The following is a 26179-nucleotide window of genomic DNA, read 5'->3' as shown; positions in this document are numbered from 1 at the left end:
ATCAGTGTCCTTCGAGCAGCCCGGTCGCCTGATCGAGCTGCACCAGCGGTTCTTTGGCTTTGTGGATGTCGACTGACAGCAATTGGCGAAAACGTCTGGCGCCTGGAAAACCCTGGCCCAATCCCAGTACGTGCCGGGTAACATGGCGCATCGAGCCACCGCCATCAAGATGATTCTGAATATAAGGGCGCATCCGTCTCAGTGCGTCGGCGCGGGTAATGATAGGTTCTTCGCTGCCAAACAGCCTGGCGTCAACCTGCGCAAGCAAGTAAGGATTGTGGTAAGCCTCGCGTCCGAGCATCACACCATCGAACTGCTCCAGGTGGGCTTCACATTGGTCCAGCGTTTTAATGCCACCGTTGAGGATAATTTCCAGATCCGGAAAGTCGCGCTTCAATTGTTGCGCAACGTCATAGCGAAGGGGCGGAACCTCCCGGTTTTCCTTCGGTGAGAGTCCTTCCAGAATAGCGATACGCGCATGAACGATAAAACTGCGACAGCCAGCAGCTTGGACCTGGCCAACGAAATCACAAAGTTCGGCGTAGCTGTCGCGTCCATTGATGCCGATGCGGTGCTTGACCGTTACCTCGATCCCCACTGCATCACGCATCGCTTTCACGCAATCGGCCACTAGTGCCGGATAGCCCATCAGGCACGCGCCGATCAGGTTGTTCTGTACGCGGTCGCTGGGGCAACCGACGTTGAGATTCACCTCGTCGTAACCTGCCGCTTCGGCCATCTTTGCGCAGACGGCGAGATCATTCGGCACGCTGCCGCCAAGTTGCAACGCCAACGGGTGCTCCGCCTCATCGTGACGCAGAAAACGTTTAGCATCGCCGTTGATCAATGCGCCCGTGGTGACCATCTCGGTGTAGAGCAGGGTGTGCCGTGAAAGCAGACGCAAAAAATACCGGCAATGCCTATCCGTCCAATCCATCATCGGTGCGACAGAAAATCTCCTGTCTACCGTGGCGCCTGCGTTTGCGAGCTTTGAGGTCCGTTTTGCGGGGTTTGACGCTTCGCTCATTTGCTACCGTTTCCAGCCATTTTTGCTTGTTTCTGAAAGGTCATTGCTACGATGTAGCAAAGCCGTTCACGTTATGTAGCAGAATCGTGGGCACTCTCACGACACGTAAGCGCAAGGACGGGGCGACCCGGTACACCGCGCAAATACGCATCATGCAGAAGGGCGCGACAGTCTACACCGAGTCGCAGACCTTTGAGCGCAAGGCGACGGCGCGCAGGCCTGGATAGAGAATCGCGAGACGAACTGGCCGAGCCTGGGGCAATTGCGAGAACTGAAGCCAAACCCCTTCCCGCGAAGGGCTTTCGGTTTCTGGCCGATGCAGATAGCTCTGTCGACTGAGGCCATTGCGATTCCGGTTTGCTACAGTCGGCGATTCCAAAGGAGACCCCATGACCGAACGAACCGAGCCGAGATTGACGCTGAGCGCAGGCGAGCAAGAAACTGCAGGCGCTGCTGATGAAGCCGCAACCATGCGCCGGTTCAAAAAGACCGAACCCCGGCCGGTAGTCATTACGGGTATACGTATCAGCTTTTTGTCGATTGTCTGGCTAATGCTGAAGTGGGCAATCGCCTCTGTCCCTGCCGCAATCATCCTGATCGCGGTGTTCACTTTTGTGCCGGAGCTATTTCGAGGGCTTCGGCTTGGCTGACGCGATCCACCAACCTCCGCATTAAATATCCCGGCCGGCAATTTGCCACATTCAGCTCTTTCTAAGGGAAGGGGCCGGGATGCGAGCGGTTGCATTGCGTTCATAGCAACGCTATCTCTGAGCGGGTGCGCAAATAGGCCTGCGCAGGAGTTCGGTTTCGGTCAGCCGCCAACGGTTGCTCAGACCAGGGCGATTGTCCACGAGCATCTTCAAGTTGCCTTGCAAGAGCGGTGGGCTATTGGCCGCAAACGATTCAAGCATTGATGAGCCCCTTCCGGGCGATCCGGACGGTGCCAGCATCAACGAAGCACCAATGTCCGAGCCGGATGAAACGGGGATCAGTGACGACGTTGATATGTTCGATGTTGATCCTACGACCGACCGAGTAGTTAGCCAGGGCGGCGCCTATGTAGGCGGCCCGAGCGGGTTCGATAGCCAAATAAGAACCGCAGTCGCTGGTCGCTGACTGCGGTTTAGATCAGGCCGATCTCGACCTGAGGATTACGGCTCTTACCGGTTGAACGCAGCACCGGTACCAATGACGCTAGCCGACGGCAGCAACTGGCTGATGAAGCGGTTCCAGCGAGTGATCCCAGCTGGTCCGACGAACACGACGTCCTGCGGTTGCAGAGGGAAGTGTTGAGCCAGGGCAAATGCCGCAGGGGATTCGGCATTCAGCTGGAATACTGTGGCCTTTTCAGTGGCAATGTTCTCTGCGCCACGGATAACGTATACCGCTTCGCCATCGGCAGTTTCCTGACGAATGCCGCCAGCAGTTCCGATAGCATCCATCAGGTTGAGGCTGGTGGCCTTGAACGTCATGGCTTGCGGGTTCACGACTTCGCCTAGGACGTAGATTTTCTTCTGGTCGTTATACGGCAGATGGAGCTGGTCGCCGTCTTTCAAATACACCTGATGCAGCCAGGAGTCAGGGCGGTTCAGATCATCGAGGTTAAGCATGTACTCTCGACCGTCACGTTTGAGCATCAATCCAGACAGGTCTGCCGTGTCGGTATCGACACCGGCTTGGCCGATGGCTTGCACGATGGTCATCGGCGCGGTAGTCACCTCAACCTCGCCAGCCGTGGTGAACGCGCCGGAGAGCACGATGCGCTGGCTACCGAAACGCAGCAGACTGACGTCTACCTGAGGGCTGTCAATGTAATTGGCCAGTCTTTTGGAGATATCGGAGCGAAGCTGCTCAATCGTTTTGCCGGCTGCCTCGATGTTTCCGATGTAAGGGTAAAACAGGGTGCCATCGGGGCGAACCAGGCGACCATTGGCGTCGAGCTGTTGCTGTGGACCCGACGGAGCGGTCAACTCTGGGTGATCCCAGACAGTGATGTAGAGAAGGTCGTTGGCGCCGATGCGATAAGCCTCTGGCTTGAAGCTCAGCAGCTCTTGCTTGCTGGATGTGCCCTGGTCGGAGGACAGCTCGCCCTTGAGCATTTCAGGGGTGATGCGCATCAGTTGGACAGTGCCGTCTTCCGTTTCTGCGCCGTCCTTGAACTGATCGGGATCCAGATGCTGGCCGGGCGAGAAAACGCATCCCTGCAGCACCAGCACGGAAGAGAAAGCGAGAGCAAATAATGGTTTCATGGTTTCTTCATCCTTGACGGAATAGTTGTTTTTACGAAGTGAAACAGCGCAATTCACCTTTACCTGAAGGAGCGAGCGAACACTGACTCGTCTATCGCCATCGCCGAACGTGTTTCGACGGTGTAACAGACGCATCCAATCTCTGCTGTTCCGGTGTCGCTACTGCAAACTCTGTGAGGTCTACCTCCAGACTCGTGTGAGATCAGTGCCGATTGAGCCACTGAGCAGGTTCCGCTCAACCTTTGTTTAGCGCCTTTCTTCGGATGGAAAACCGACGCTGCGTTGCTCACAGTAGCCATAGACCGCTCCGTTTCTCTGCGGTTCACGGCGATGTGCATAAATGCCGCGGTAATGCAAAGCTCGCCGATGCAGGCCTAAATAGGAGGTAGCGATAACGAGCGGTCAGCGGTTTGAGCCCGGAGCTCTGATCGCTTGGCAGCCACCAAATTGCTATCGACGTCAAGTGAACGCAGCAGGCCGTAGGCAACGCCAAGCTTGCGCTCATTGCTTCAGTGTCAGAAAAAAGCGCATCGCCATAGCTTTAGGTTGGCTACCTCACCCTTGGCGATGAATCTGATTGAGTCATGTGTCGGTCGCGGAGGGATGCTCGATCATCCAGCGCAGCGTGTCCTTCAATTCGATCCGGGACATGTCGCCGATCAGAGAATCCAGTTTGGCTCGGTTACCGAACAGGTTCTTCACATCCGCGCTGCGCACGAAGGCCGGATTGACCCTGACCTCCATTCGATGGCCAGAGATAGCCGCTGCCTGCTCAAGGACATATTCGAGTGTGTAGGCAGACCCAGAGCAGATATTGACGGTCTGGCCAATCGCGGCAGGTGTTTCAAGCAGGCGTCGATAGGCTTGGGCGACCTGACGGACATCGCAGAAATCACGGGCGATATCCAGATTGCCGAGCTCGATGACCGCAGCCCGACGGCGCGTGTGCATCACGATTTTCGGGATGAGGAACTGCTCTGCCTGGCCAACTCCCGTGTAGTTGAACGGACGGCTGATTATCAGCGGCAAGCGATCCTGGTACAGCCTCGCGAGGAACTCCATGGCAGCTTTGCTCACGGCATAATCATTAGCCGGAGCAAAGGGCGATGATTCATCGAGGACACCTTCGGTAGCGTTCCCATAGACGTTTGCACTACTGGCGAGCAACACGCCTTCGAGCTCGGTTGCAGTGGTGCGTAACGCTTCCAGCAGGTGGCGAGTACCGAGCAGGTTGGCGGCGTAGATTGCATCCGCATCGCTGTGGGCGACGAACGAGACCGCCGCCAGGTGAACGATGTAGGTCGGGCGTATTTCAGTCAGCAGGGTTCGTAGCAGCTCAGTATTGTTCAGTGAACAGCAATGGACGGCTGAAAGAGCCGCAGGCAGCTTGCCGACGGGTTGGCGATAGCTGAGGCCATGAACCTCGTAGCCGCAGGCTGCGAGTTCTTCTGCCATATAGCGGCCGGTAAAACCGGTGACGCCGGTAATCAGCACTTTACGCATGATCTTCCCGATAGGATGAGTTCCAGTTTCGACGGCGATGCAAGGCCAAATATAGGCGTGAGGCACTGCGTTCCGGTGACTGTCGACGGCCAGTTGGACGATCAGCCCCGCAACCCCAGTACTGGCTCGGTGTTCCAGCAGAACCTGTCTCGACCGCTGGAACCACCAAGACCGCTCTGGGCTAATGCGCCGGCTGGCTATTGCGCGTGGTTACCCGCGTGGAGTAACCGGACGTCAGCAGATGCCGGAACGAAAGCGGCCGTTGCCAACCGATGGCGCCTAGAATGAAAAACCTTGCTGATTGCGGCGTATATCGGCGTCCACCATCATGCGGCACAATTGCTCCAGTGTGGTTTTCGGTTCCCAGCCCAATACGTCCTTGGCCTTTTGCGGATCGCCGATCAGCAGGTCGACCTCGGCTGGGCGATAGAATTTCGGATTGACCCGCACAACGACCTTGCCGGTTGCGGTGTCGATGGCTTGTTCCTGCTCACCGGAACCTTCCCATTGGAGTTCGACATCAACTGCCTTGAATGCCAATGTCACGAAATCGCGCACGGTTTCGGTGCGGTTGGTCGCTAGCACGAAAACGCCGGGGTCGTCCGCCTGCAGCATGCGCCACATGCCTTCGACATACTCCTTGGCAAAACCCCAATCACGCTTCGCGTCGATGTTGCCCAGTTCCAATACGTCGAGCTTGCCCAACTTGATCTTGGCCACCGAATCGGTAATTTTCCGAGTCACAAACTCGCGCCCGCGCAGCGGCGACTCGTGATTGAACAGAATGCCGCTGCAGCCGAATATGCCGTATGACTCGCGGTAGTTGATTGTCATCCAGTGTGCATACAGCTTGGCAACGCCATAGGGGCTGCGTGGGTAGAACGGTGTGGTTTCGGATTGTGGAATGGCCTGCACCTGGCCGAACATTTCCGACGTCGAGGCCTGGTAGAAGCGGATCTTCGGATTGACGATGCGAATGGCTTCCAGCAGGTTCACGGCACCTGCACCGGTAATATCAAGGGTAGTCAGCGGCTGCTCGAAGGAAACACCTACGAAACTCTGTGCGGCGAGGTTGTATACCTCTGTCGCGCCAGTGCTCTGCAGCAGGCGAATGCTGGACGACAGGTCAGTCAGGTCGTACTCGACAAGATTCAGGTTAGGATGCTTGTCGATACCCAGCTCTTCAATTCGCCAGAAATTGACCGAACTGGTGCGACGAAACGTGCCGTAGACGGTATAGCCTTTGTTCAGTAAGAGTTCTGCCAGGTAGGCGCCGTCTTGTCCTGTGATACCCGTGATGATCGCTTTCATTTTCTTCCCTGTTCGAGGATAGGTTTCTAATGTGCTCTTGCTTCGCTCCTGCCTGGCACAGGGCACTGAAGGCAGCGAAGTGCTTCGGTAAGCTTCACTGACTACCGAGCGCCGCGTGCCGGAGCTCGGTAGTTCCGGAAGATAACTTTCAATATCTGTTCAAGACTCCTGTTTGGCTGGGCTGGCTTTCTGCCTGGCGCTTTTTTCCCGCAGGAAGGCAGGCACGATATACACCGCATCTGCCCAATAGCGTTTGGCTAGCCTGCGGGGCTCCATGCACATGCGATGCAGCCATTCGAGTTTGTATTCCCGCATCCACTTCGGGGCTCGCTTGATGGTGCCCGTCGCAAACGAAATGGAGGCGCCGATACTGAAGCCCATCCCGGTGCGCTCATAAGGTTGTGTGGCTGCAGCCAGGACCTCACCGCGTGGCGTACCCACCGCGTACAGAACCAATTCCGACGGATTCTCCCGAACGAATTGCAAGCAACGCTGCACTTCTTCCGGCTTTTTTATAAAGCCCATCGGTGGGTTGTAGTGATACAGGGATATGCCGGGATAGAGCGCTCTGAGTTTGCAGGCTTCGGATGTCGCTGAACCGATCAGAACAATTCGCAGTCGGTCCCGGTCTGCCCATTTGAGCAGGTCGAGCGTCAAATCGCTGCCGGGAATAGCTTCATCCAGATGTACGCCCAGACGACTTAACAGCGACACCAGGATGCGGCTGTCACACAATCTCCAGCGCGCTTTGAGATAAGCGTCGCGCAGCTGTTCGTCGTGTTCCAGTTGAACGAGATGGTCAACGTTCGGCGTTACCACAAACGAATAGGGTTGCTTGACTCCCTCGCGTATGCAGGTCAATAAAGTCTTCTTATTGCCGGAATAGAAGTCTATTCCGAACGCAGTAGTATCACTCGACACTCATTGCTACTCCCTTGAAGGCGCCCTTGATACCTGACCAGGCGAGGGTGGGATTTTTGTATTCCTTGATAGTTGTTACGGCCGAAAGCAGAAAAGCGGAGACGACCGCAAATATCGGGCCGTAGAAACGCTTGTTGAAACGGGTAGCTGCACGGTTGCGGTAGTAGTGATAAAACGCCGAGCGGTTCCCCAGACTGAGTGAGCCGTAGTGATAAAGGCGGCTTTCGGCAATCACGCTCGTTGAAATACCAAAGCGTCTCGCACGGTATTGCCAATCCACCTCTTCGAAATACATGAAGTAATCTTCATCCATCAAACCGATTTCTTCAGTCAACGCAGCCGAAAAAGCCAGACTGCAGCCCATGATGTAATCTGGGGCGTGCTGTGGATTCTGCTGCTGAGATGCTTCGATGCTCTGATCTTTTCCGAGTAGTCGAGCCTTGCCTAGGATCGGATAGAGCTTGCCGCCCCCGTAGCACTCCAGGCGACCTGTGTCGGCACTCAATACGAGCGAGCCGACAAACTGACGGTTGTTGCGCTGCAACGCCTCCAGCAGCGGTGAGAACGCATCACTGTCTACATAGGTGTCGTTATTGATAACCCAGAAATGCTCGGGCTGCAGATGTTCCATCGCCCAGCGCAATCCATAGTTGTTGCCGCCTGCATAACCGCTGTTTTCTGGATTACAGAGCAGCGTCACATTTGAATAAGCTTTTTCATCCAGCCAGTTTTGAAATGCAATGGCCGACCCGTCCTGCGAGTCATTGTCTATGATGACGATATGATTGATCGTCGCGCAATGCTCGAGCAGGCTTTCAGCGCAGCTGATCGTTTCAGTAGCAGCTTTGTAGTTGAGAATAAGTGCGACGTTCATGTACTCGTTCCTTGCTGCGAAGATGGCGTGCCCGTAGAGCGTGTAGTACGAAAAGCATACAAATAACTGGCTGCGTATATTCGAACAGGCCGTTAAGTGGCCATATCACAAAGAAGGCCAACATCACCGCATAGGTGAACTCCATATCGGCGTTAATGCTGCGGGCAACTCGTCGATAGATGAACAGGGTCAAGGGGACCAGCAGAAAAGTGAGAAAACCAAAGCGAAACAGGGTGCCAATGATGCCGATATCAGAGAGAAAGAAGTGTTCACCGAAATAGGGGATGAAGCCGTCCTGCCACATCAGCGACAAGGATCCGCTGGGAAGCCAGTTAACCAGGCTCAAATGGCTGAATACGGAGGCGATTGTATGCGGTCGCACGCCATCCTCTACGTCGCCGTCCAGGCTGTTCTCGTAAAACTCGACATTCAGGCCGAGAATTTCGAGCAGGTCTGGATAAAGAAACAGCGGTGACAACAACACGCAAAGAGAGGCAGCCCAGATGATTGCCTTGGCCCGTAGCGAAAACAGCGTGAATGCCAGGCATAGCACGATCAATTGGCGAGTCTGCGTTGCGAACACCAAGGTCAGCAACAGCACGGCCGCGATAATGAGATAAAGCTTTCGTTGTCGCTGTTCGCCATTGATTGGCGACTTGCCTCTTGCCCAGACTTGAATGCAATAGAAATAGGCGAAACAGATCAGAAACGGCCCTATGGACGAGCGGTCCGGGCGGTCCCATGAGGTTTGCTCCTCGCGCAAATCCGGAACCAGCCCGAACTTGAAACCCCAGGACAGGGCTATAGCGATCAGTGCGGCGTAAATTAATGCATGCTCGAACTGGCGCGTGCTGACATACTTGGTGAGCAATAGCAGCGGTACGAAACCGAATGTAAAGAGAATCCGGCGTTCTTCGATTAAGCCATATGCGATGGGTTGGCCGAAGGTATAAAACGAAAAGATGGCCGGGAGCACGGTAAATACGACAACGCTGTAAAAAGCGTAGTACATCAGGATGCGAAACTCTCTGGACGCGTCCTCGGTACTGGCAAGAATCAATAGAAGCGCAAAGCCCAGGCAGATAGCCAGATAAGCTTCGTTGAGGAACTTGAAACCGACCGGGTTGTGCGTGCTGTCCCCGAACACCGAAAAGTGCAAGGCAATCGCCAGCACGGTCAACGGCAAAAAGAAAAATTTTGAGCTGATGTTTGTCATCACCTGAGTCCTTAGGTGCATTTCCGTTCCAGATTAACTACGTCGCAACAAACTCAAGCTTTAGCATTGCCATATCGTTGCCTTCGGTGCGTTACTCTACGAATCGCTGACCGCTTAAGCGCCTTTATCAATCCGACCCCGGTAAATGAGTCTGTGAACAACCGGTTTCGATAGCCGCTAGGTCATTTGAGTTCCGCTCGCATTAAGCCGCTCGATGTATGGTCGAATTTGGACAAGCGACTGCGGGCAGGGTTGCGTAAATTTTTCGGGTTTCGCTGAAATCTTTCTGAACAGCTTCACATTGTTCGGCACGGGCAATGCCGCCAGCCGTAGCCAGCAAGGCAAAGGAGGCTCTTCAAGGCTGCTGGTTAGGGCCATATTCCGTGCAGCTATTGGAAATATGCTTCTGTAAAATCTCCATCTGAGGTCTGTCCTTTCCATCGACAGGCTCGACAGCCAACACGTATTTCCCCCAGCCCGGACCGCCTGCCCAGTAAGCACTTGGCATGCAGTTTTCGTTGAGGTAGTCGAGGAGGTTATCCATGGCGACCAGCATTGACTCTGAGTGCCCAGGTACACCGTACTCGCCGAGGAAACCCTTCAGGTTGTTTTCCTTTAGCCACTCGACGAACGGGCGAACACGCTCAACGCCCAACATTGGATCGACCACTTCGTCTTTTGCATAACGCCCGGAGAAATCTTTGTCGAGGTATAGGTGACCCTCGTAAATGGTCTTGTCTGCCGGATCATTGATAAGAAAGTCTTCATTGACGTAACGCCAGTGAAAGGTGCTCGCCCAGCGGTCGCCTTCGACGAAAATCAAACTGTCCATGTCCACTTGGCGGATGGCATCGACGGCCGCCTGGGCCGCAGCGGGCCACAGCCCGTCAGTGGAGTGGGGCTCGTTCATGATGTCGTAGCCCAACAATGCGGGATGGTCTTTGAATTCCTTCGCAAGCTTGCGCCATACATTTGCGTAGGCTTCGTAAGGAACCTGCGGTGATCCGATCAGCTTGCCCTTATATCGGCCATAGTTATGCATATCCAGGATAACTTGCTGGTCATGTTTGGCGGCGAAGTCGAGGGTCCGTCGGAGCAGCCGCATCTGGTCGAAATTGACGCCCTTGTATAGATCATGTTGCAGGCGTTCCCAGATGAACGGGAACCGAATCAGGCGAATATTCTTGCTTGCATAATATTCGAAGTACTTTTCTTCCGGATAAAAGTAGTTGGTACCGACCTTGCCTGGCGTGATATGTGGAGCGAAGTTCGCACCCGACATATTAATGCCGATCAAGTCGATGCCTGTATGTTCGCTGGGCTGAGCTTGTACAAGCGACACACAGCCGGCAAGGGCCAAGCTGGCTACAAACCTCGCGGTGTAAAACAGCAGAGAAAGGGGGCGACGTTCCATGATGACCATTATCTCCAAAGGATCGCTGTCAACTCGACGGCCTATTTGATATTCAGCCGATTGCATAATGCGAACCGCTCCCCTGTGTTATCGGGAAACGGTTCGGTTAGCAGCACGGGGTGATTAGCGGCAGAGCTGGATTTCCTGAAACTGGCAAGCCAGGAAAGCGTTACTTGCTCTGATACTCGTACTGGTAGTAACCGTACTCGCTATAAGTTGACGCCTTGCGTATGACGGCATTGAAGATAACGCCCTTGACCAAAAGCCCGTTTTGCTCAAGACGTCGTTTGGCGAACTCGATTTCCTTCACGCCGTTCAGCCCGTAGCGCGTCACCATCAGGGTGGTGCCGGCCTGGCTACCGACCAGTGCGGCGTCGGTTACGGCCAGGATCGGTGGAGTATCGAAAATCACCAAGTCATACATGCTGCTGATCTCTTTTACGAAGCGCGAGAAGTTCTCGTGCATCAGCAGCTCCGATGGGTTTGGCGGTAGCTGGCCGTGGGTGATCACATGCAGATTGTTCAGCTGGGTTTTCTGGATGGCATCGAACAGGGTGATACGGCCGGACAGGATGTCGGAGAGGCCTTTCTCACCCTGGCAGCGCATGACTTTGTGCAGATAGCCCTTGCGCATGTCGGCGTCGATCAGCAGCACCTTCTTGCCAGACTGCGCGATAACGGCGGCAAGGTTGCTGGTCACGAATGACTTGCCCACTGCTGGGCTTGGTCCAGTGATCATGAGGATGTTGTTTTTCGCTTCGATCATCGCGAAGTGCAAGCTGGTACGCAGGCTGCGCATCGCTTCGGTCGCGAGGTCGGCTGGATCGTTGATCGAAAGCAGATACGAAGCGCTGCTCTTGTCCCGCTTGAAATTCGCCAGGCGTTTTTCCAGCAATCCCTGTTTCTCGCTGAACGGAATCGCTGCGTACACAGGGATGCCTACACGCTCGATCTCTTCAGGATTTTCGACGCCACGCTTCAGGGCTTCACGAACATATACGAAGGCGACGGCAATAATTCCGCCAAGCAGCGTAGCGACGATGACGATCAGCGGCTTGTTGGGCTTGATCGGCTCGTCGATATCCGCCGCAGCGTGGTCAACGATGCGAACGTTGCCGACGGTCCCGGCGCGGATGATGTCCAGCTCCTGCGTCTTGTTCAGCAGCATCGAATAGGTTTCGGAGGACACCTCGACATCGCGGTTCAGGCGCAGCAGTTCCTGTTGAGTAGACGGCAGGGTGCCAATTTGCTTCTCCAATTCAGTTTTTTGCGCTTGCAACTGATTGATCTGATTCATCAGTGCCTGGAAATTTGGATGCTGACGGGTGAAGCGGCTTTCCATCTCGGTACGCTTGAGGTTCTGCTCGGAAATCTGGCTTTCCAGATCCACGATGCGGTCGAGCACCGACTGGGTTTCCGCCGAAATATCCACGGAGCGGTTGCCGGTTTGGAACTCGTTCAGGGCGGTCTGGGCGGCGTCAAGTTTCTTGCGGACCTCTGGAACCTGCTCGCTCAGAAATTCCAGACTCTGGGTCGCTTCGGCCGCATTTCGCGCAATGTTCTGATCGACGTAGCGCTGGGCTACCGCCTCAAGCACCTTGACCGCTTTTTCTGGGTCGGTGCCTTCCAGAGTCACGTTGAGGATGCCCGACTGCTTGCCGCGCTCACCGGCGTTCAGGCGATTCTGGTAATCCTCAGTGGTCGCGTAGGTGCGGTTCTTGATCACCGTAAAAGTGGTGCCTGGCCGTGCATTCATCTCCGCCACGGTAATGCCGTAATCCGGGGTCTCGATCGGCTCGCCGATGACGCCTTGCACCACCACTTCGCCGTCGGTGTCACGCAGGATGAATCCGTTGTTTTCAGCAGCTTCCAGTGTCAGTTCTTCGCCATGCATTTTGTCCGGCACGATCAGCTGCGTGACTCGCAGCGACTCGCCGCCCCAGGCGTAGGATTCGAAGCCTTCTGGATACCAGCCCAGCTCACCTTCCTCAGTGGGCTCGAATCGACGAAAGATATAACCGCCTACGACCGGGAAATGATGAGGCTCGATGATGATGTCAAGATTCAAGTCCTGGACCGCTCCGCCGACCACCGAACGCGACTTGAGCAGGGCGATCTCGGTCTGGGCTGGCGAAACGGCTGGGGCGGTGCCGACCACGTCGGTGAGGCTGGGCAAGCCGCCTTTCGGCTGGATCTGAATCATTGCGCTGGCGAGGTACACCGGCGTCGCGAGCAGGGCATAGGCAACGCCTAGCGCGGCGAAAAACCCCGTGATGGTGAGTATCAGCGCGCGATTGTTTAGAAACGTGTCAAAGAGGTGGGCCAAGTCAATGTCCTTGTCCTCTTTTGTTTCATAGATGGGTCGGGGCATGGTGGTCATTGAAGTTCCTTCTTCTTATTTCAGGTAAGGAAGCCAGCTTTCGACGGACTGTGTCAGAAGGCTGTGAACATGTTCGAATGCGGGCTTGGACTGGCGGTAGGGATCAGGGATTTCCGTATCGTCCAGCCATTTGCCCAGCAGGAAGGTTTTGCCATGTACTTCGGGTGCAATCTGACGGATGTGCTGGATGTGGCTCTGTTCCATCACAAGGATCAGGTCGGCGCGATGCAGCATCTCGCTATCGACCTGACGCGCACGGTGGGCCGTATGTTCTATTCCGTGGTCGTTAAGCACCTCATGTGCAGTCTTGTCCATTGGGTTGCCTACTAGGGCACCTATGCCTGCTGAACTGATCATCAGGCTTTTGTTCTCGAGTTTGTGGGCTAACAACGCTTCGGCTGCGGGGCTTCTGCAGATGTTGCCCACACAGACAATCAATATGTTCTGGAACATTCGCTCAGCCTCGTAGCCCGCGTTTCGTGGGCGAACAGGTGTGCTTATTGCAGAACGCAAATCTGATATTGGCTCGCTTCATTAGTTCAATCTTCCTGCTGCGCTCGCGCATGAATATGGCTCGGTGCCTGGTTGGGGCTGTCAGTGCGTGTGGCAGTCAGTAAACATCCTTGTTGAGCAGCAGGGCGGGGATGGTTCGGGCCAGGATGTAGATGTCGAACCAGACCGACCAGCGCTCGATGTAATCGAGGTCGTACTCGACGCGCTTCTCGATTTTCTCGACGGTGTCGGTCTCGCCACGGTAGCCATTGATCTGCGCCCAGCCGGTGATGCCCGGCTTGACGCGATGGCGTGCGGAGTATTCCGAGACGGCGTCTTCGAACAGCACGCCTGCGGCCTTGGTCGCGGTCGCATGGGGGCGCGGGCCGACCATGGACATGCTGCCCAGGAACACGTTGAGCAGCTGCGGTAGCTCGTCGAGGCTGGTTTTACGGATGAAACGGCCGACGCGGGTGATGCGATCATCGTTGCGCGTTGTTTGCCGTTCGGCATTGGCATCCGATTTGGCGTGGTACATCGAGCGGAACTTGAACACTTCGATCAGCCGGTTGTTGTAGCCGTAGCGCTTCTGCTTGAACAATACCGGGCCGGGCGAGTCGAGCTTGATCGCCAAAGCGAGCAGTAGCATGACCGGGGCGGCCGCCAGCAGCGCCAGGCTGGAGAGCATGATGTCTTCGATGCGCTTGAACATTGGTGACCAGCCACGCAGCGGCAGGTCGGAGGCAATCAGCGTCGGCAATCCACCGACTTCGGTGATGCGCTTGTTGGCATGGCGGAAGGCGACCATGTCCGGTACCAGCAGCACATTGACCGGAAGCCGGCGCAACTCATTGATCAGCTGGCCGATGCGGCTGTCGGCAAACCAGGGCAGGGCAACCAGCACCTGGGTCACCTTTTCCTCGCGGATCATCTGTTCCAGGTCGCGGGTGTTGCCCAGCAGCGGCAGATCCGCCAGGGTGTTCGGAAGCCGCTCGAGGCGGTCATCGATAAAGCCGAGCACGCCAGTGCGGATATCGCGGTGATGAGCCAGATACTCGGCAACGCGCACACCGTTGTCAGTGCCGCCCAGAATTACGGCATTCTGTAGGTAAACGCCTTTTGCCATCAGCCGGCGAAAAAGAGCGAGCATCATCAGTCGCTCGGCGCCGAACAGGATGCCGCTGGTGACGAACCAGAAGGTCAGGTGTTTGGCTTCAAGGTAGCCGAACATGCCAAGCCCCTGGTGCATGAAGATCATCAGGCTGAAAGCCGCGGCCCAGGCGACGAGCATGGTGCGAAAGCGTAGCAGTGTGCTGAACACTTCCTCGCTATAGATGCCGACCGACTGAAAGATGACCACGCTGATTACGCCGAAGAACATCAGGAAGGTGCTGAATGTGCCTCCGCCTGCCGGTAGGTCGAGGGGCAGGAACAGCAACAACAGAACGCCCGGCAGCACTGCGGTAAGCCCGTGGATCAGACGAATGCTGGCAAGAAAGTAATCTACGAAACTGGGGTGGGCGTACTCAAGGGTTCCAACGGACTGTAAGCGCATACAAGGCTCCTTCCTATGGCTATTGCTAGCTCAATACTCGTTTTGATCGCCGCGATCCGCGGTTCTGATGGCAGGCCGCTATTGCAACCTTTACCTGGACAAGTGCTCCGACCGCCCTGCAGGAAATGAGTTCACAGAAACCCTGGAAAGAGCCAATCGCGGCGAAAGAATTAAATGCCGCTCGCAAGCACTTGATATGCAAGGGATAACGCGCGGATAACGCTGCTCTGGTGGGGTATTTCGTCGCTGTTCGCTGACCGATGGTCAGCGTTTTGCTTGATCGACTTAAGTCCGTCCGCACTTTGCCTTTTCACAACTTTCTGCGGTGGGAACAGGTCTATCTCGCATATCGAAACGGACGACGGGAACTTGTTATGAATGAGCCTAAGGCGTTGCTCGTCCTTCACGGGAAGCAGGGCCTCAACGAAGAACTGAGAGACGCTGTTACCGAATGGCGTCAGCTGGGTAATGAACTGGCCGTACGGGTGACATGGGAACCGGGAGACACCGCGCGCCTGGTCGGCGAAGCCCTGGCTGCAGGTTATCGGACGCTGGTCTCGGGCGGCGGTGACGGGACCTTACGGGAGATGGTGCAGGCCCTGCTCGACAACGGCTCTGATGCGAGCCTGGCGGTTTTACCGCTGGGCACCGCCAATGATTTCGCCACAGCGGCTGAAATCCCGTTGGCACCTTTCGATGCGCTCACGCTGCTCAATCGCGAGCCCGTTTGGGTCGACGTCGGAGACATGAACGGTGAGCTGTTCATGAACATGGCGACGGGTGGTTTTGGCTCCAAAGTAACCGCCACCACTTCATCGGAATTGAAGCGGGTTTTGGGCGGAAGCGCATACCTGCTGACGGGGTTGTCTCGCTTCAGTGAGTTGCGCGCCACCTGGGGCCGCTTCGTGGCGCCCGATTTCACCTGGGAGGGGGAGTTTCTGGCGCTGGGCATCGGCAATGGCCGCCAGTCTGGTGGTGGCCAGCTGCTTTGCCCGCAAGCCTCGATCGATGACGGGTTGCTGGATATTTGCATCGTTCCGGCACCGGCCGATACGGTCGGGACACTCGGTACTTTGCTGAGTGGCGGCTTGCTTGGCATCGACACTGTCTCGGTCAAAGCCCGTGCGCCATGGTTCGAGGTAGAGGCGCCAGAAGAAATCAGCATTAATCTTGATGGCGAGCCGCTCGCGGCAAAGCACATGCGTTTTTCGGTAAAGCGTCAGGCGCTGCGACTGCATCTTCCGGTGGACAGTCCTCTACTACGAGAGGAACCACTGATCGAAAACGATGATTCATCCGTCTGACCCTTTACGACTCCGGGCAACAGGTCGCATGAAGACGGGTCGATAAATTCTGTTGCGTCCGGATAAAGCCTGGGCATTTGCGGCCGATAGCTCCTTAGTCCCTTATTCGCCAAAGGAGCCCGCAATGGCCGGCATTCTAGCGTCAGTCGATCAACGCACCCGATTGGTGGGGCAGAACCGCCTGGAAATTCTCATGTTCCGTCTTTCCGGGCGGCAGCAGTTCGCGATAAACGTGTTCAAGGTGCAGGAAGTCGTGCAGTTGCCAAAGATGACGCTGATGCCGCACCGCCATGGCTCTGTATGTGGCGTGGTCAATCTGCGCGGACAGACGCTGCCGGTCATCGACCTGTCACGCGCGATAGGTTTGCGTCCTCTGGTGCCGGATGAGCGCAGCACCATCATCGTGACCGAATACAACCGCTCGATTCAGGCGTTTCTGGTCGGCGGCGTGGACCGTATTCTCAACCTGAACTGGGAGGAAGTGTTGCCACCGCCGAGCACCGCGGGACGGCAGCACTACCTCACCGCGATCACCAAGGTCGAGGACAGGCTGGTCGAAGTCATTGACGTGGAAAAGGTCCTCGCCGAGATCGTTCCCTACAACACCAGTATCGCGCCGGAGCGTCTGAGCGATCCGGTGCTCGAGCGCGCCAGGGGGCGTGAAGTGCTATGCGTCGACGACTCGACCGTGGCCTTGGCGCAGCTGCGAGAAACCCTGAGCCAGCTGGGAATTACCGTTCATTCCGCCAGCGATGGCATGAAGGGCTTGAACAAACTCAAAGCCTGGGCGGACAGCGGCGAAGTGCTGACCGAGCGTCTGCTCATGGTGTTCACCGATGCCGAGATGCCGGAGATGGACGGCTACCGGCTCACCACCGAGATCCGCAACGATCCGCGCCTGCGTGATCTCTACGTGGTGTTGCATACCTCTCTCTCCGGAAGCTTCAACCTGGCGATGGTGCAGAAAGTTGGCTGTGACAACTTCCTTTCCAAGTTCCAGCCGGAGAAACTGGTGGACGTCGTCCGTGAGCGTTTGTTGATGGACGAAACACGCTGACCTGACCCATCGCTCGAGGACCCCGCATGCACCTTGCCGCGTTGTACCGTTTTCCACTCAAGTCCGGTTCGGCTGAGTCACTGGAACAAGAGCGATGTGACGAGCTGGGTCTGTCTGGCGACCGGCGCTGGATGGTGGTGGACGCCGCGACCGGGAAATTCCTGACCCAGCGCATACTGCCCCGCATGGCGTTGCTGGACGCTCGCTGGCAAGGCGATGCCGAGCTGCTGTTGACGGCACCGGGGGTGGAGGGGTTGGCGGTCTCGGTCCCGGAGGAGGGTGGCGTTGAGCGAGGCGTGCTGATCTGGCGTGAAAGTCTGCAGGTGCCCGATGCGGGCGACGCTGCGGCTGAGTGGCTTACACGCCTGCTTGAGCGTCCGTGTCGGTTGGTGCATCTGCCGGCATCGCGGGCCATCCAGATCGATCAGGACTATGCTCGGCCAGGCGAGCGCACGGCGTTTAGCGATGGATTTCCGTTTCTGCTGATCGGCCAGCGATCACTCGATGACCTTTCTGCGCGCGTCGGGCGATTGTTCGATGCACGTCGGTTTCGGCCGAATCTGGTGATCGCCGGGGCGGCGCCTTACGCCGAAGATGGCTGGCGGCGCATTTGCATTGGTGATCTAGCGTTCCGCGTGGTCAAGCCCTGCTCACGCTGCATCATCCCGACCATCGACCCGCTGAACGGCGAGCGGAACGCCGATCGCGAGCCGCTGGCGACTCTGATGAACTACCGCAAGGGTGACGGTGGCGTGTTCTTCGGACAAAACCTCATCGCCGAAGGCACTGGCTTGTTGCAGGTCGGCATGTCGGTCGAAGTGCTCGAATAGGCCAGCCAGAGCGACAGTAACGTTCGTGAAATAACGCTACGGCTAAGCCCCGGCCCATTTGGCGCGGCGGCACGGCGCGCATGCGGCGGTCGTCAGGCCGGGTACGCGCTTATCGCTGGTTATCGAAGTAACGCTCGTGCCATTCCACCAGTGGCTGTGGCGAATTGAGCTTTTGCCCGTAGATGACCGAATAGGTCAGTACGTTTTGCACGTACTGCCGGGTTTCATCGAACGGGATGTTCTCGACCCATACGTCAAACGGAAGGTGTTCCGCATTCTTCAGCCACTGGCGAACTCGCCCGGGACCTGCGTTGTAAGCGGCTGAGGCTAGCACCCGGTTGCCGTTGAACTGACCGTAGATCTGGCTGAGATAAGCAGCGCCCAGCTGAATGTTGACACTGGGGTTGAGCACCTGCTTAGGCGACGACAACGGAATATCGAAGCGCCTGGCGGTTTCTTTCGCGGTGGCCGGCATTAGCTGCATCAGGCCTGTGGCGCCCGCGTGAGAGCGAGCATCGGCCATGAATGCGCTTTCCTGGCGAGTGATCGCAAATACCCAGCTCGGATGGATTTCACGCGCTTTTGCAGCGTTCACCAGACTGCTGCGATGGGCCATGGGGAAACGGATGTCCAGATCGTCCCAGTACTTCGCCTGACTGATGGTGCGGATGGCTGGGAAGTACCATTCCATCTCGTAGGCCAGTCGCGCCTGGGCAACCAGTTCGTCGCGGCTGAACAGCCGGCTGACGTGATACCACTCGCGACGCCCGTCAACAATCTGCCCGCGCGCATGGAATTCCATGGCGCGGCGAATGCCCGCGGTATTACGAACCTTCTGCACGAGTTTCGGGTCGAGGGCGAGGGGTTGATGGTTGAGTTTGTAGGGCGCCTGGATGCGATCTGCCGACAGGAAGCCGTAAAAGTCACGCTCCTCGGCCACCGGCTGGTAGAGTTGGGCGGCTTGCTTGTCGTTGGGCTTGGCCAGTTCCAGGCTGCGAGCTTGCCAGTACCGCCAGCGATTGCTGTTGGCCAGCTCCTCGGGGAATCGCTGAGTCAGCGCATAGACGTCATCCCAGCGGCCGAGACGGAGCAACAGACGGGCCCGCCATTCGCTCACCGTGTCATTGCGGAGCTCGGGGTCGTATTCGGCCATGACTTTCAGCGCGCGGGGATCGAACCGCTTGGCCAGCGTGAGGCCGATCTGGCGGGCAATGGAAACCTTTTCTTCCGCCGAGAACGACATCCGCCTGGCGTAACTGTCGAGCAAGCCAAGGGCTTGCTCGGGTTTGGCACGGGCCAGCCGGCGCAAGCCGATCGAGACGATATCACCCATGGTCTCGGTGGCTGGCGAGAACCGCTCAGGCTGGCTCAGCAACTGCGGTTTCTGCGCAACGTCGAGCAGCAGTTCACCCTGTGCTTTCAGCGTCGGCAGGCTTTTGACCAGGAACTTGGCCAGCCCATAGTTGCCACTTTCAACGGCCAGTTTGGTGCGCTTCCAGCGTAGCTTCTCGGTAAGTTGACCTGCGTCTTCCCAGCGCTCGAACAAGGCATCGCAGGCGTTGTGCTGGGATTTGCCGACCAGCCAGAGTTTTTCAGCGGTGGCATAGCCCTGGTCTTTCTGCCCGCTGATGAGCTGGTACTGACCATACAGGCAGTCAAGCTCGGTGAAGTTCATCTTTGGGTCGTAGTGGGCGACAAAGGGACGCCAGTCGCCGCGCGCAGCCAGTAGCCGCAGCCAGCGCAGCTTCATCCAGCTCGCCTGTGGCAAATCACCATGTTCGGCGAGAAATTTCTCCACTTCCTCGTTACTAGCGGTTTTCAACCGTGCGGTCAGGTCGTCATAGGCCAGGTAGGGTTCGAGCGGATAGTCACGCAGAGCGTTGGAATGACGCCGGTACGGCCCGCTATCGCCCTTGGCCAACGCCCGCTTGGCTTCGTCATAGAGCTGGCGCTGCTGCTGCAGGCTCGCGGCCTGGGTGGTTTCGAGGGTGACGATGGTGAAGAAAAGACACAAACAGACACTGGAGAGTCGACCGCGCATGAGACTTCCGAAAACGGGGGGTACGGGGAATTTCTGCGGCTAGCTTAGCTTGGCCGGTCAAGCAGTTAAACGAGGATTAAGCGTCGCAAACGCTCAAAGCGAAACTTCCGACGAACGTCATGCCAATGCCTCGGTCCGGGCTGGCGCGGCTCGCTCGGATGGCGGCTGGCAGGGCGGGCGATAGCCTGTTCCCAGGTAGGTTGGCAGATATCTGTCACAGCCCGGTGAAGCAATGCCTTCTGTTAGAATGCGCGCCCTGTTTTTCGGAGATCGTCATGACCCTGCTCAAGTTGACCGATGTGTCCCTCGCCTACGGCAACAATCCATTGCTCGATGGAGTTTCCTGGCAGATTGCGCGGGGTGAGCGGGTTTGCATCATCGGCCGTAACGGCACCGGCAAATCCAGCATGCTCAGTCTGGTGAAGGGCAGCCAGCTGCCGGATGACGGCGAAATCTGGCGAGCGCCAGGATTGAAGATTGGCGAGTTGCCGCAGGAACTGCCGGTCGCCGATGAGCGCACTGTCTTCGATGTTGTTGCCGAAGGGCTGGCCGGGGTAGGGCAGTTGCTTGCCGAATATCATCACCTGAGCCAGAACATCCACAACGAAGCCGATCTCGACAAGCTCATGCACGTCCAGCAGGAGCTAGAAGCCAAGGATGGTTGGCGCTTGCAGCAGCTGGTCGACAGCACCCTGAGCCGCTTGCAGCTGCCAGCCGACAAGACCCTAGCCGAATTGTCTGGCGGATGGCGCCGGCGTGTGCTACTGGCCCAGGCTCTGGTGTCCGAGCCGGATCTGCTGTTGCTCGACGAGCCGACCAACCATCTCGATATCGGCGCCATTGCCTGGCTGGAAGAGGCGCTCACTGGCTTCAACGGTGCAGTGCTCTTCATCACCCACGACCGGGCATTCTTGCAGAACCTGGCGACCCGAATCCTGGAGCTTGATCGTGGCCATATGATCGACTGGAACGGCGATTACGCCAGCTTCCTGGTGCACAAAGAGCAGCAGTTGGCAGCCGAAGAGACAGCCAATGCGCTGTTCGACAAGAAGCTGGCACAGGAGGAGGTGTGGATTCGCCAGGGCATCAAGGCGCGACGCACCCGCAATGAGGGACGCGTGCGAGCGCTCAAGGCGCTGCGCAGCGAGCGCAGCGAGCGACGTGAGCACCAGGGCAAGGCGAACATCCAGATTGATGCGGCCGAAAAGTCCGGCAAGCAGGTCATTGTCGTGGAGCATGCGAGTTTTGCTCACCCCGGTGGTGAGCCGCTGATCCGTGATTTCTCGATGGTGTTGCAGCGCGGTGACCGTATCGGTTTGCTCGGCGCCAATGGCACCGGCAAGACCACGCTGCTTAAGCTGCTGCTCGGCGATCTGCAGCCAACCAGCGGTAAGGTGGAAGCCGGCACCAAACTGGAAGTGGCATATTTCGACCAACTACGTCACCAGCTGGAATTGGAAAAGACTGTCGTCGACAACGTCGCTGAGGGTCGTGATTTCATCAGCATCGATGGCCAGAGCCGGCATGTGCTGAGCTATCTCGGGGATTTCCTGTTCAGCCCTCAGCGCGCCCGCACGCCTGTCAAGGCGCTCTCGGGCGGCGAGCGGGCACGGCTCTTGCTGGCCAAGCTGTTCAGTAAGCCCGCCAACCTGCTGGTCCTGGACGAACCCACCAACGATCTCGATGTGGAAACGCTTGAGCTGCTGGAGGAAGTTCTGCTGAATTTCCAGGGCACGGTGCTGATGGTCAGTCACGACCGGGCGTTCCTCGATAACGTGGTGACCAGCACGCTGGTATTCGAAGGTAATGGGGTGGTTCGCGAATACGTCGGTGGCTATCAGGATTGGCTACGCCAGGGCGGTTCGGTAAAGCTGCTCGGCGTCGGCGATGCGAAGGACGGCAAGGAAAGCAAACCCGAAGCGGCGCCAGTGGCTGCGCCGATGCCCGCCGAACCCGTGCCGGCGAAGAAAAAGCTGAGTTACAAGGTGCAGCGCGAACTGGAGGCGCTACCGGGGAAAATCGATGCCATGGAAAAGAGCATCGCCGCGCTTCAGGAAGAGATGGCGCAGCCGACCTTCTACCAGCAGACTGCTGAGCGTACTGGCGAAACGATAGCGAAGCTCGAAATGATGCAACAGCAGCTCGATGAGCTGCTTGAGCGTTGGGCTGAGCTGGAGGGATGAGACGCTGGGTAGGTTTTGCTCGGCGTTCTCGAAAAAAGCCGCATACGGCGTTCGGCGTATGCGGCGCGAAACGTCCAGCGATTTGCAGGACGCCATTAAACGGAACATCTGTCAGCACTGGACGGACATAGATGGCAATCGAATACCGCATCATCCTCGATGATGAGCACAAGTTCAGTTACCGGATCGAACTGGACCGTGCGTTTGATCACGAGGCAGCTAGACAAGCGCCCAAGTGGACGCGTCTGGACCATCAGCAATGCAACAACTGCCCGCTGAGTCGCGACCAGTTCCGCCATTGCCCGGCGGCGGTCGACCTACATCGAGTGATCGAAGATTTTCAGGGCTTGCCAGCCGTCCGCAAGGCGCAGGTTCACGTTCGCACGCCGGAGCGCGAATACAGCAAGCTGGTGGGTTTGGAGGAGGGCTTGCGCGCATTGCTTGGCGTCATCATGGCGACCAGTGCCTGCCCGGTGCTCGGTCGGCTCAAACCGATGGCCCATCAGCACCTGCCGTTCGCTAGCAATCAGGAGTTCGTGTTACGGGCGGTATCCCTGTATCTGGCACAACAGTATTTCAATCTGCGCGAAGGGCGGCACGCCGACTGGGAACTGCGTGGGCTGGTGCGGTCATTTCAACAACTGCAGCTGGTCAACCAGGCGTTCTGGCAGCGTATCCATGACACCTGCCACGGTGATTCCAACCTCAAGGCTTTCCTGACCTTTTTCTCGATGGCGTCGAGCCTGACCTACTCACTGGAAACCCAGCTGCAGAAGATCCGCCCGTTGGTGATGAGCGCCGAGGAAACCGCCGAAACGGCCTGAACCGGTTGCCGGTTCAGGCCGTTTGGAGAGCTTACTCGGGCTTTTTCAGGCGCACGGCGAGCACATCGCAGGGTGCTCCATGCAGGATGTCGTTGGAGGTGGAGCCCAGCAGCAACGCCAGGCCATGGCGACCATGGCTGCCGACCACTACCAGATCGCAGCCCTGCTCCTTGGCCAGTCGGTGAACTTCCTGGCGAGGCTGGCCGTAAGCCAGGTGACGTTGTTCCGCAGTGAGTTCGGGGTAGCGGCCGGCAAACCCGGCCAAACGCTCGCGCGCCTGATCGAACTGCTGCTGCTGCAGCATTGAAAGATCCATCGGCACGTCCCCGCCGAAAGCCATGGCCATCGGCTCGATGACATGGACCAGCGCCAGTTTCGCACCGCTGGCAGTCGCCAGCGCCTGAGCACGCGCTACCACCGGATGACAATCGTCGTTCAGGTCGGTGGCGACCAGAATATGCTGGTAGATCATGTTGAATCTCCTGAAATGTCGGTTGCTACAAGTATGGCTTCTCGGCACGCGATGTGGGTTAGGACGCGTTTTTTTTCAGGGTTTATACGGCGTTGGATGCGTAATGGCCAGCGTGCATCGCATCAGGTTGCTAGCCGTGCCGCCGGTTACGACTGTTATCATGTCCGCCGCTGATGCCGGTGCTTCCTCCGGCCTGTACAGAGATCGCCATGTCCCTATTCGCCAATGAATATTTGCTCGCCTGGTCAGCCTACGGTATCGCCGCGCTGGGCTGCCTGCTGGTCTGGATGCGTATCACCCGCCCCATGTGGCGCTGGCTGCGCGAGCCGTTGCGGCTGATCGTTGCCGTGCTGCTGCTGACGCCGACCATCGTCGATCCCGCCAAGGACCTGTTCGCCCCTGCGGTCGCCATCACGGCACTGGATCTACTATTCAAGGTTGGCAGCAATGCCTGGCGTGCCGTGGCTGACCTGGCGCTGTATGGATTGATCGCATTCGCGGTCTACGCAGTGTTTGTTGTCATACGCTGGCTGATCGAGCGCCGGGCTAAGCAGCAGCGGAGCCAATCGCGACACGATGATCCTCGTACCCTGCGTGAACGACTCGAGGATGACGACGAGGACATCCGCCCGACACACCGCTACGAGGCGCGGACTGAACCGAGACTCTGAAGAACCTTCTCGCCAAGGCGCAGCAGGACCTATCGGGAGATAGCGCATGTGTGAATTGCTCGGCATGAGCGCCAATGTACCCACTGACATCCACTTCAGTTTTACTGGGCTGATGCAACGTGGTGGCCGCACTGGACCACACAAGGACGGTTGGGGCATCGCGTTTTATGAAGGTCGCGGTTTGCGGCTGTTTCAGGATCCGGTGGCTAGCTGCGAGTCGGAAGTGGCGAAAATGGTCCAGTGCTATCTGATCAAAAGTCATGTGGTGATCGGCCATATCCGTCACGCCAATGTCGGCAAGGTCGCTCTGGTCAACACGCATCCTTTCGTACGTGAGTTGTGGGGACAGCACTGGTGTTTTGCCCACAACGGCCAGTTAGGGGATTTCGCTCCGGTGCGTGGTTTCTATCAGCCGGTAGGGGATACCGACAGCGAAGCGGCATTTTGTGACCTGCTCAATCGGATACGCGGCGATTTCCCCGAGCGGGTCGCTGCGGAGGATTTGATCCCGCATCTGCTCGATGCCTGTGCCGGTTACCGAGCCAAGGGCGTATTCAACTGCCTGCTGAGCAATGGCGAGTGGCTGTTCAGTTTCTGCTCGACCAAGCTGGCGCAGATTACCCGTCGCGCGCCGTTTGGCCCGGCTCAATTGAAAGATGCCGAGTTGACGGTGGACTTTGAAGCCGAGACGACGCCAAACGACGTTGTAACCGTGCTGGCGACCGAACCGTTAACCGACAATGAACAGTGGGATGTGCATCGATCCGGCGAGTGGACGCTTTGGCGGCTGGGCGAGTGCGTCGCGCGCGGGCAGGTGGCGTGATGCTGAGAAGCTATTTGCGTTTGACCTTGTTCGCCTTGGGGCTGCTGGTCGGTGTTCAGGTGCCGGGCTTCATTGAGGCGTACGGCAACCAGGTCGAGGCGCGCCGACTCGAGGCACAACAGGGATTGTTGGGATTCCAGGACACGGCTGGACGATTCTTCAACGGTGATCTGAATGCATTGGTCGAACATTATCGAGTCAGCGAAGATCCGGTAATACAGAGCGATGCGCGCAGTGTTTCGGCCTTGGTCGAACGTGCGCGTTTACTCGACCGCGAACGGCGAGTCATGGAGGGGCCTTGGTACGCACAGGCCTGGCACGTCCTGATCGGCGCGGATCAGGCGATCAGGCGTCAGGTCTGGAACAGCTACCGTTTCCAGGTACTGCTGTCGCCCGAGGCGATCGCGTGGGGCCTGAGCTGTGCGCTTTTGCTCGCCTGGATCGTTGAAAGTCTCTTCGTATTGCTTCGTCAGGCCCTGTTTCCACAACGTAATCGACGTCGGCGTCGTACGGCTAACTCGCTTCCGTCGAAACGATAGTATTGGTCGCCTGAGTTCGCTCGGCTCGCCTACTTACGCGGTACGCCCACTCCCCTAGACCGAGCTGAAGGGCAGGCAGGCACAGCGTCAGGGGTATGATCCACAGCAGGTCGGTATCCCTCGCGACCAGTCCCACGTTTCGAAGGGTCGTGGGCATTTCGGCAACCTGCAGCAGGACACCGATCACCGCGAGCCATATCAGCGTGACTTGAGCGAGCTGCCAGCCGCCGAAAATCCCATTGGCAATTCGCAGCCACGGGCGGTGCGCTGGCACCAGCAGAGCGCCTAGCCACCACACCAGCAAGGTCATCGATAACGACATTTTCCACAGGGCAGGAAGAATCCCTCCGTTGCCCAGCAAGAATGCATGCGATGGGGCTGCTGCCCAGCTATAAGAGCCAGACTGCAGCACCGCTAGAACCAAACGGAGATCGTTAACCGCTATGAGCGCGGTAAACCCGGTTACTGCGGCAGTCGCCCAGCGCTGTTTCAT

Annotated in this window: 23 protein-coding genes; 9 read left to right on the top strand and 14 right to left on the bottom strand. The window is 57.4% G+C overall.

Features of this window, described 5'->3' with window-relative positions; translation table 11 throughout:
* Position 1 precedes the first annotated feature (1 nt).
* Positions 2 to 1027, bottom strand: coding sequence for a tRNA dihydrouridine(20/20a) synthase DusA (dusA, locus tag BUE09_RS08330; RefSeq protein WP_073300509.1), 1026 nt, complete (start codon positions 1025 to 1027; stop codon positions 2 to 4).
* Positions 1028 to 1416: 389 nt separating this feature from the next.
* Between dusA and BUE09_RS08320 the strand changes: the two genes are divergently transcribed.
* Positions 1417 to 1677 (top strand): hypothetical protein, encoded by a 261-nt coding sequence (locus BUE09_RS08320; protein WP_197675247.1) that lies wholly within the window; start codon positions 1417 to 1419, stop codon positions 1675 to 1677.
* A gap of 510 nt (positions 1678 to 2187) precedes the next feature.
* Here BUE09_RS08320 and BUE09_RS08315 read toward each other — a convergent pair.
* From BUE09_RS08315 to BUE09_RS08270, 10 genes are all read right to left on the bottom strand, one after another.
* The gene (locus BUE09_RS08315) at positions 2188 to 3276 is read right to left on the bottom strand and encodes a polysaccharide biosynthesis/export family protein (RefSeq protein ID WP_073300504.1); all 1089 of its coding nucleotides are present in this window, start codon (positions 3274 to 3276) and stop codon (positions 2188 to 2190) included.
* A gap of 582 nt (positions 3277 to 3858) precedes the next feature.
* A complete protein-coding gene (locus BUE09_RS08310) occupies positions 3859 to 4779 on the bottom strand; it encodes a GDP-mannose 4,6-dehydratase (protein WP_083380712.1) in 921 nt (306 codons plus the stop codon).
* A gap of 279 nt (positions 4780 to 5058) precedes the next feature.
* A complete protein-coding gene (gene gmd, locus BUE09_RS08305) occupies positions 5059 to 6090 on the bottom strand; it encodes a GDP-mannose 4,6-dehydratase (protein WP_073300502.1) in 1032 nt (343 codons plus the stop codon).
* 159 nt (positions 6091 to 6249) lie between these two features.
* Positions 6250 to 7011 (bottom strand): WecB/TagA/CpsF family glycosyltransferase, encoded by a 762-nt coding sequence (locus tag BUE09_RS08300; RefSeq protein ID WP_073300500.1) that lies wholly within the window; start codon positions 7009 to 7011, stop codon positions 6250 to 6252.
* The gene (locus BUE09_RS08295) at positions 7001 to 7885 is read right to left on the bottom strand and encodes a glycosyltransferase family 2 protein (RefSeq protein WP_073300498.1); all 885 of its coding nucleotides are present in this window, start codon (positions 7883 to 7885) and stop codon (positions 7001 to 7003) included. Before BUE09_RS08295 ends, BUE09_RS08300 begins: the two co-directional genes overlap by 11 nt.
* A complete protein-coding gene (locus tag BUE09_RS08290) occupies positions 7845 to 9101 on the bottom strand; it encodes a hypothetical protein (RefSeq protein ID WP_073300496.1) in 1257 nt (418 codons plus the stop codon). The genes BUE09_RS08295 and BUE09_RS08290 overlap by 41 nt, the downstream gene beginning before the upstream one ends.
* Before the next feature lie 355 nt (positions 9102 to 9456).
* Positions 9457 to 10515 (bottom strand): glycoside hydrolase family 5 protein, encoded by a 1059-nt coding sequence (locus tag BUE09_RS08285; protein ID WP_073301009.1) that lies wholly within the window; start codon positions 10513 to 10515, stop codon positions 9457 to 9459.
* Between the two features lie 169 nt (positions 10516 to 10684).
* Entirely contained in the window at positions 10685 to 12895 is a 2211-nt protein-coding gene (locus BUE09_RS08280) for a polysaccharide biosynthesis tyrosine autokinase (RefSeq protein WP_073300494.1), read from the bottom strand.
* 15 nt (positions 12896 to 12910) lie between these two features.
* Entirely contained in the window at positions 12911 to 13348 is a 438-nt protein-coding gene (locus tag BUE09_RS08275) for a low molecular weight protein-tyrosine-phosphatase (protein WP_073300492.1), read from the bottom strand.
* Positions 13349 to 13505: 157 nt separating this feature from the next.
* A complete protein-coding gene (locus tag BUE09_RS08270) occupies positions 13506 to 14942 on the bottom strand; it encodes an undecaprenyl-phosphate glucose phosphotransferase (RefSeq protein WP_073300490.1) in 1437 nt (478 codons plus the stop codon).
* A gap of 374 nt (positions 14943 to 15316) precedes the next feature.
* Between BUE09_RS08270 and yegS the strand changes: the two genes are divergently transcribed.
* From yegS to BUE09_RS08255, 3 genes are all read left to right on the top strand, one after another.
* Complete coding sequence (gene yegS / locus BUE09_RS08265; protein WP_073300488.1) at positions 15317 to 16246, top strand: lipid kinase YegS; 930 nt, start codon at positions 15317 to 15319, stop codon at positions 16244 to 16246.
* Positions 16247 to 16370: 124 nt separating this feature from the next.
* Positions 16371 to 17303 carry a chemotaxis protein CheV gene (locus BUE09_RS08260; protein WP_073300486.1) on the top strand — a complete coding sequence of 311 codons (933 nt, stop codon included), beginning with the start codon at positions 16371 to 16373 and terminating at the stop codon, positions 17301 to 17303.
* A 26-nt stretch (positions 17304 to 17329) separates the two neighbouring features.
* Positions 17330 to 18133: an MOSC domain-containing protein gene (locus BUE09_RS08255; protein ID WP_073300484.1), complete on the top strand. Its 804-nt coding sequence runs from the start codon at positions 17330 to 17332 to the stop codon at positions 18131 to 18133.
* Positions 18134 to 18242: 109 nt separating this feature from the next.
* Here the strand turns inward: BUE09_RS08255 and BUE09_RS08250 are convergent, their stop codons facing one another.
* Positions 18243 to 20174, bottom strand: a complete 1932-nt coding sequence (locus tag BUE09_RS08250) for a transglycosylase SLT domain-containing protein (RefSeq protein WP_073300482.1) — start codon at positions 20172 to 20174, stop codon at positions 18243 to 18245.
* A 275-nt stretch (positions 20175 to 20449) separates the two neighbouring features.
* Here BUE09_RS08250 and BUE09_RS08245 point away from each other — a divergent pair, with 275 nt between their 5' ends.
* The gene (locus BUE09_RS08245; RefSeq protein ID WP_073300480.1) at positions 20450 to 22357 is read left to right on the top strand and encodes an ATP-binding cassette domain-containing protein; all 1908 of its coding nucleotides are present in this window, start codon (positions 20450 to 20452) and stop codon (positions 22355 to 22357) included.
* Positions 22358 to 22488: 131 nt separating this feature from the next.
* Positions 22489 to 23181, top strand: a complete 693-nt coding sequence (locus BUE09_RS08240) for a DUF6901 family protein (protein WP_073300479.1) — start codon at positions 22489 to 22491, stop codon at positions 23179 to 23181.
* 31 nt (positions 23182 to 23212) lie between these two features.
* Here BUE09_RS08240 and BUE09_RS08235 read toward each other — a convergent pair whose 3' ends face one another.
* Positions 23213 to 23653, bottom strand: a complete 441-nt coding sequence (locus tag BUE09_RS08235) for a universal stress protein (RefSeq protein ID WP_073300477.1) — start codon at positions 23651 to 23653, stop codon at positions 23213 to 23215.
* Between the two features lie 209 nt (positions 23654 to 23862).
* On the opposite strand from BUE09_RS08235, the gene BUE09_RS08230 reads away from it, so the two are divergent.
* Genes BUE09_RS08230 through BUE09_RS08220 form a run of 3 tightly spaced genes read left to right on the top strand, consistent with a single transcriptional unit; the run spans position 23863 to position 25686 of the window.
* Positions 23863 to 24324 (top strand): MFS transporter, encoded by a 462-nt coding sequence (locus BUE09_RS08230; RefSeq protein ID WP_073300475.1) that lies wholly within the window; start codon positions 23863 to 23865, stop codon positions 24322 to 24324.
* A gap of 46 nt (positions 24325 to 24370) precedes the next feature.
* On the top strand, positions 24371 to 25147 hold the full coding sequence (locus tag BUE09_RS08225) for a class II glutamine amidotransferase (protein WP_073300473.1): 777 nt from the start codon (positions 24371 to 24373) through the stop codon (positions 25145 to 25147).
* Positions 25147 to 25686: a DUF2937 family protein gene (locus tag BUE09_RS08220; RefSeq protein WP_073300471.1), complete on the top strand. Its 540-nt coding sequence runs from the start codon at positions 25147 to 25149 to the stop codon at positions 25684 to 25686. The genes BUE09_RS08225 and BUE09_RS08220 overlap by 1 nt, the downstream gene beginning before the upstream one ends.
* On the opposite strand, the gene BUE09_RS08215 is transcribed toward BUE09_RS08220, so the two are convergent.
* A complete protein-coding gene (locus BUE09_RS08215) occupies positions 25661 to 26179 on the bottom strand; it encodes a hypothetical protein (RefSeq protein WP_073300469.1) in 519 nt (172 codons plus the stop codon). The two genes, BUE09_RS08220 and BUE09_RS08215, sit on opposite strands and share 26 nt — an antisense overlap.

This window comes from Stutzerimonas xanthomarina DSM 18231, from assembly GCF_900129835.1.
Classification (GTDB): Bacteria; Pseudomonadota; Gammaproteobacteria; order Pseudomonadales; family Pseudomonadaceae; genus Stutzerimonas; species Stutzerimonas xanthomarina.
The sequence above is the reverse complement of the archived record's forward strand: the minus strand, read 5'-3'. Positions and strand labels throughout refer to the sequence as shown.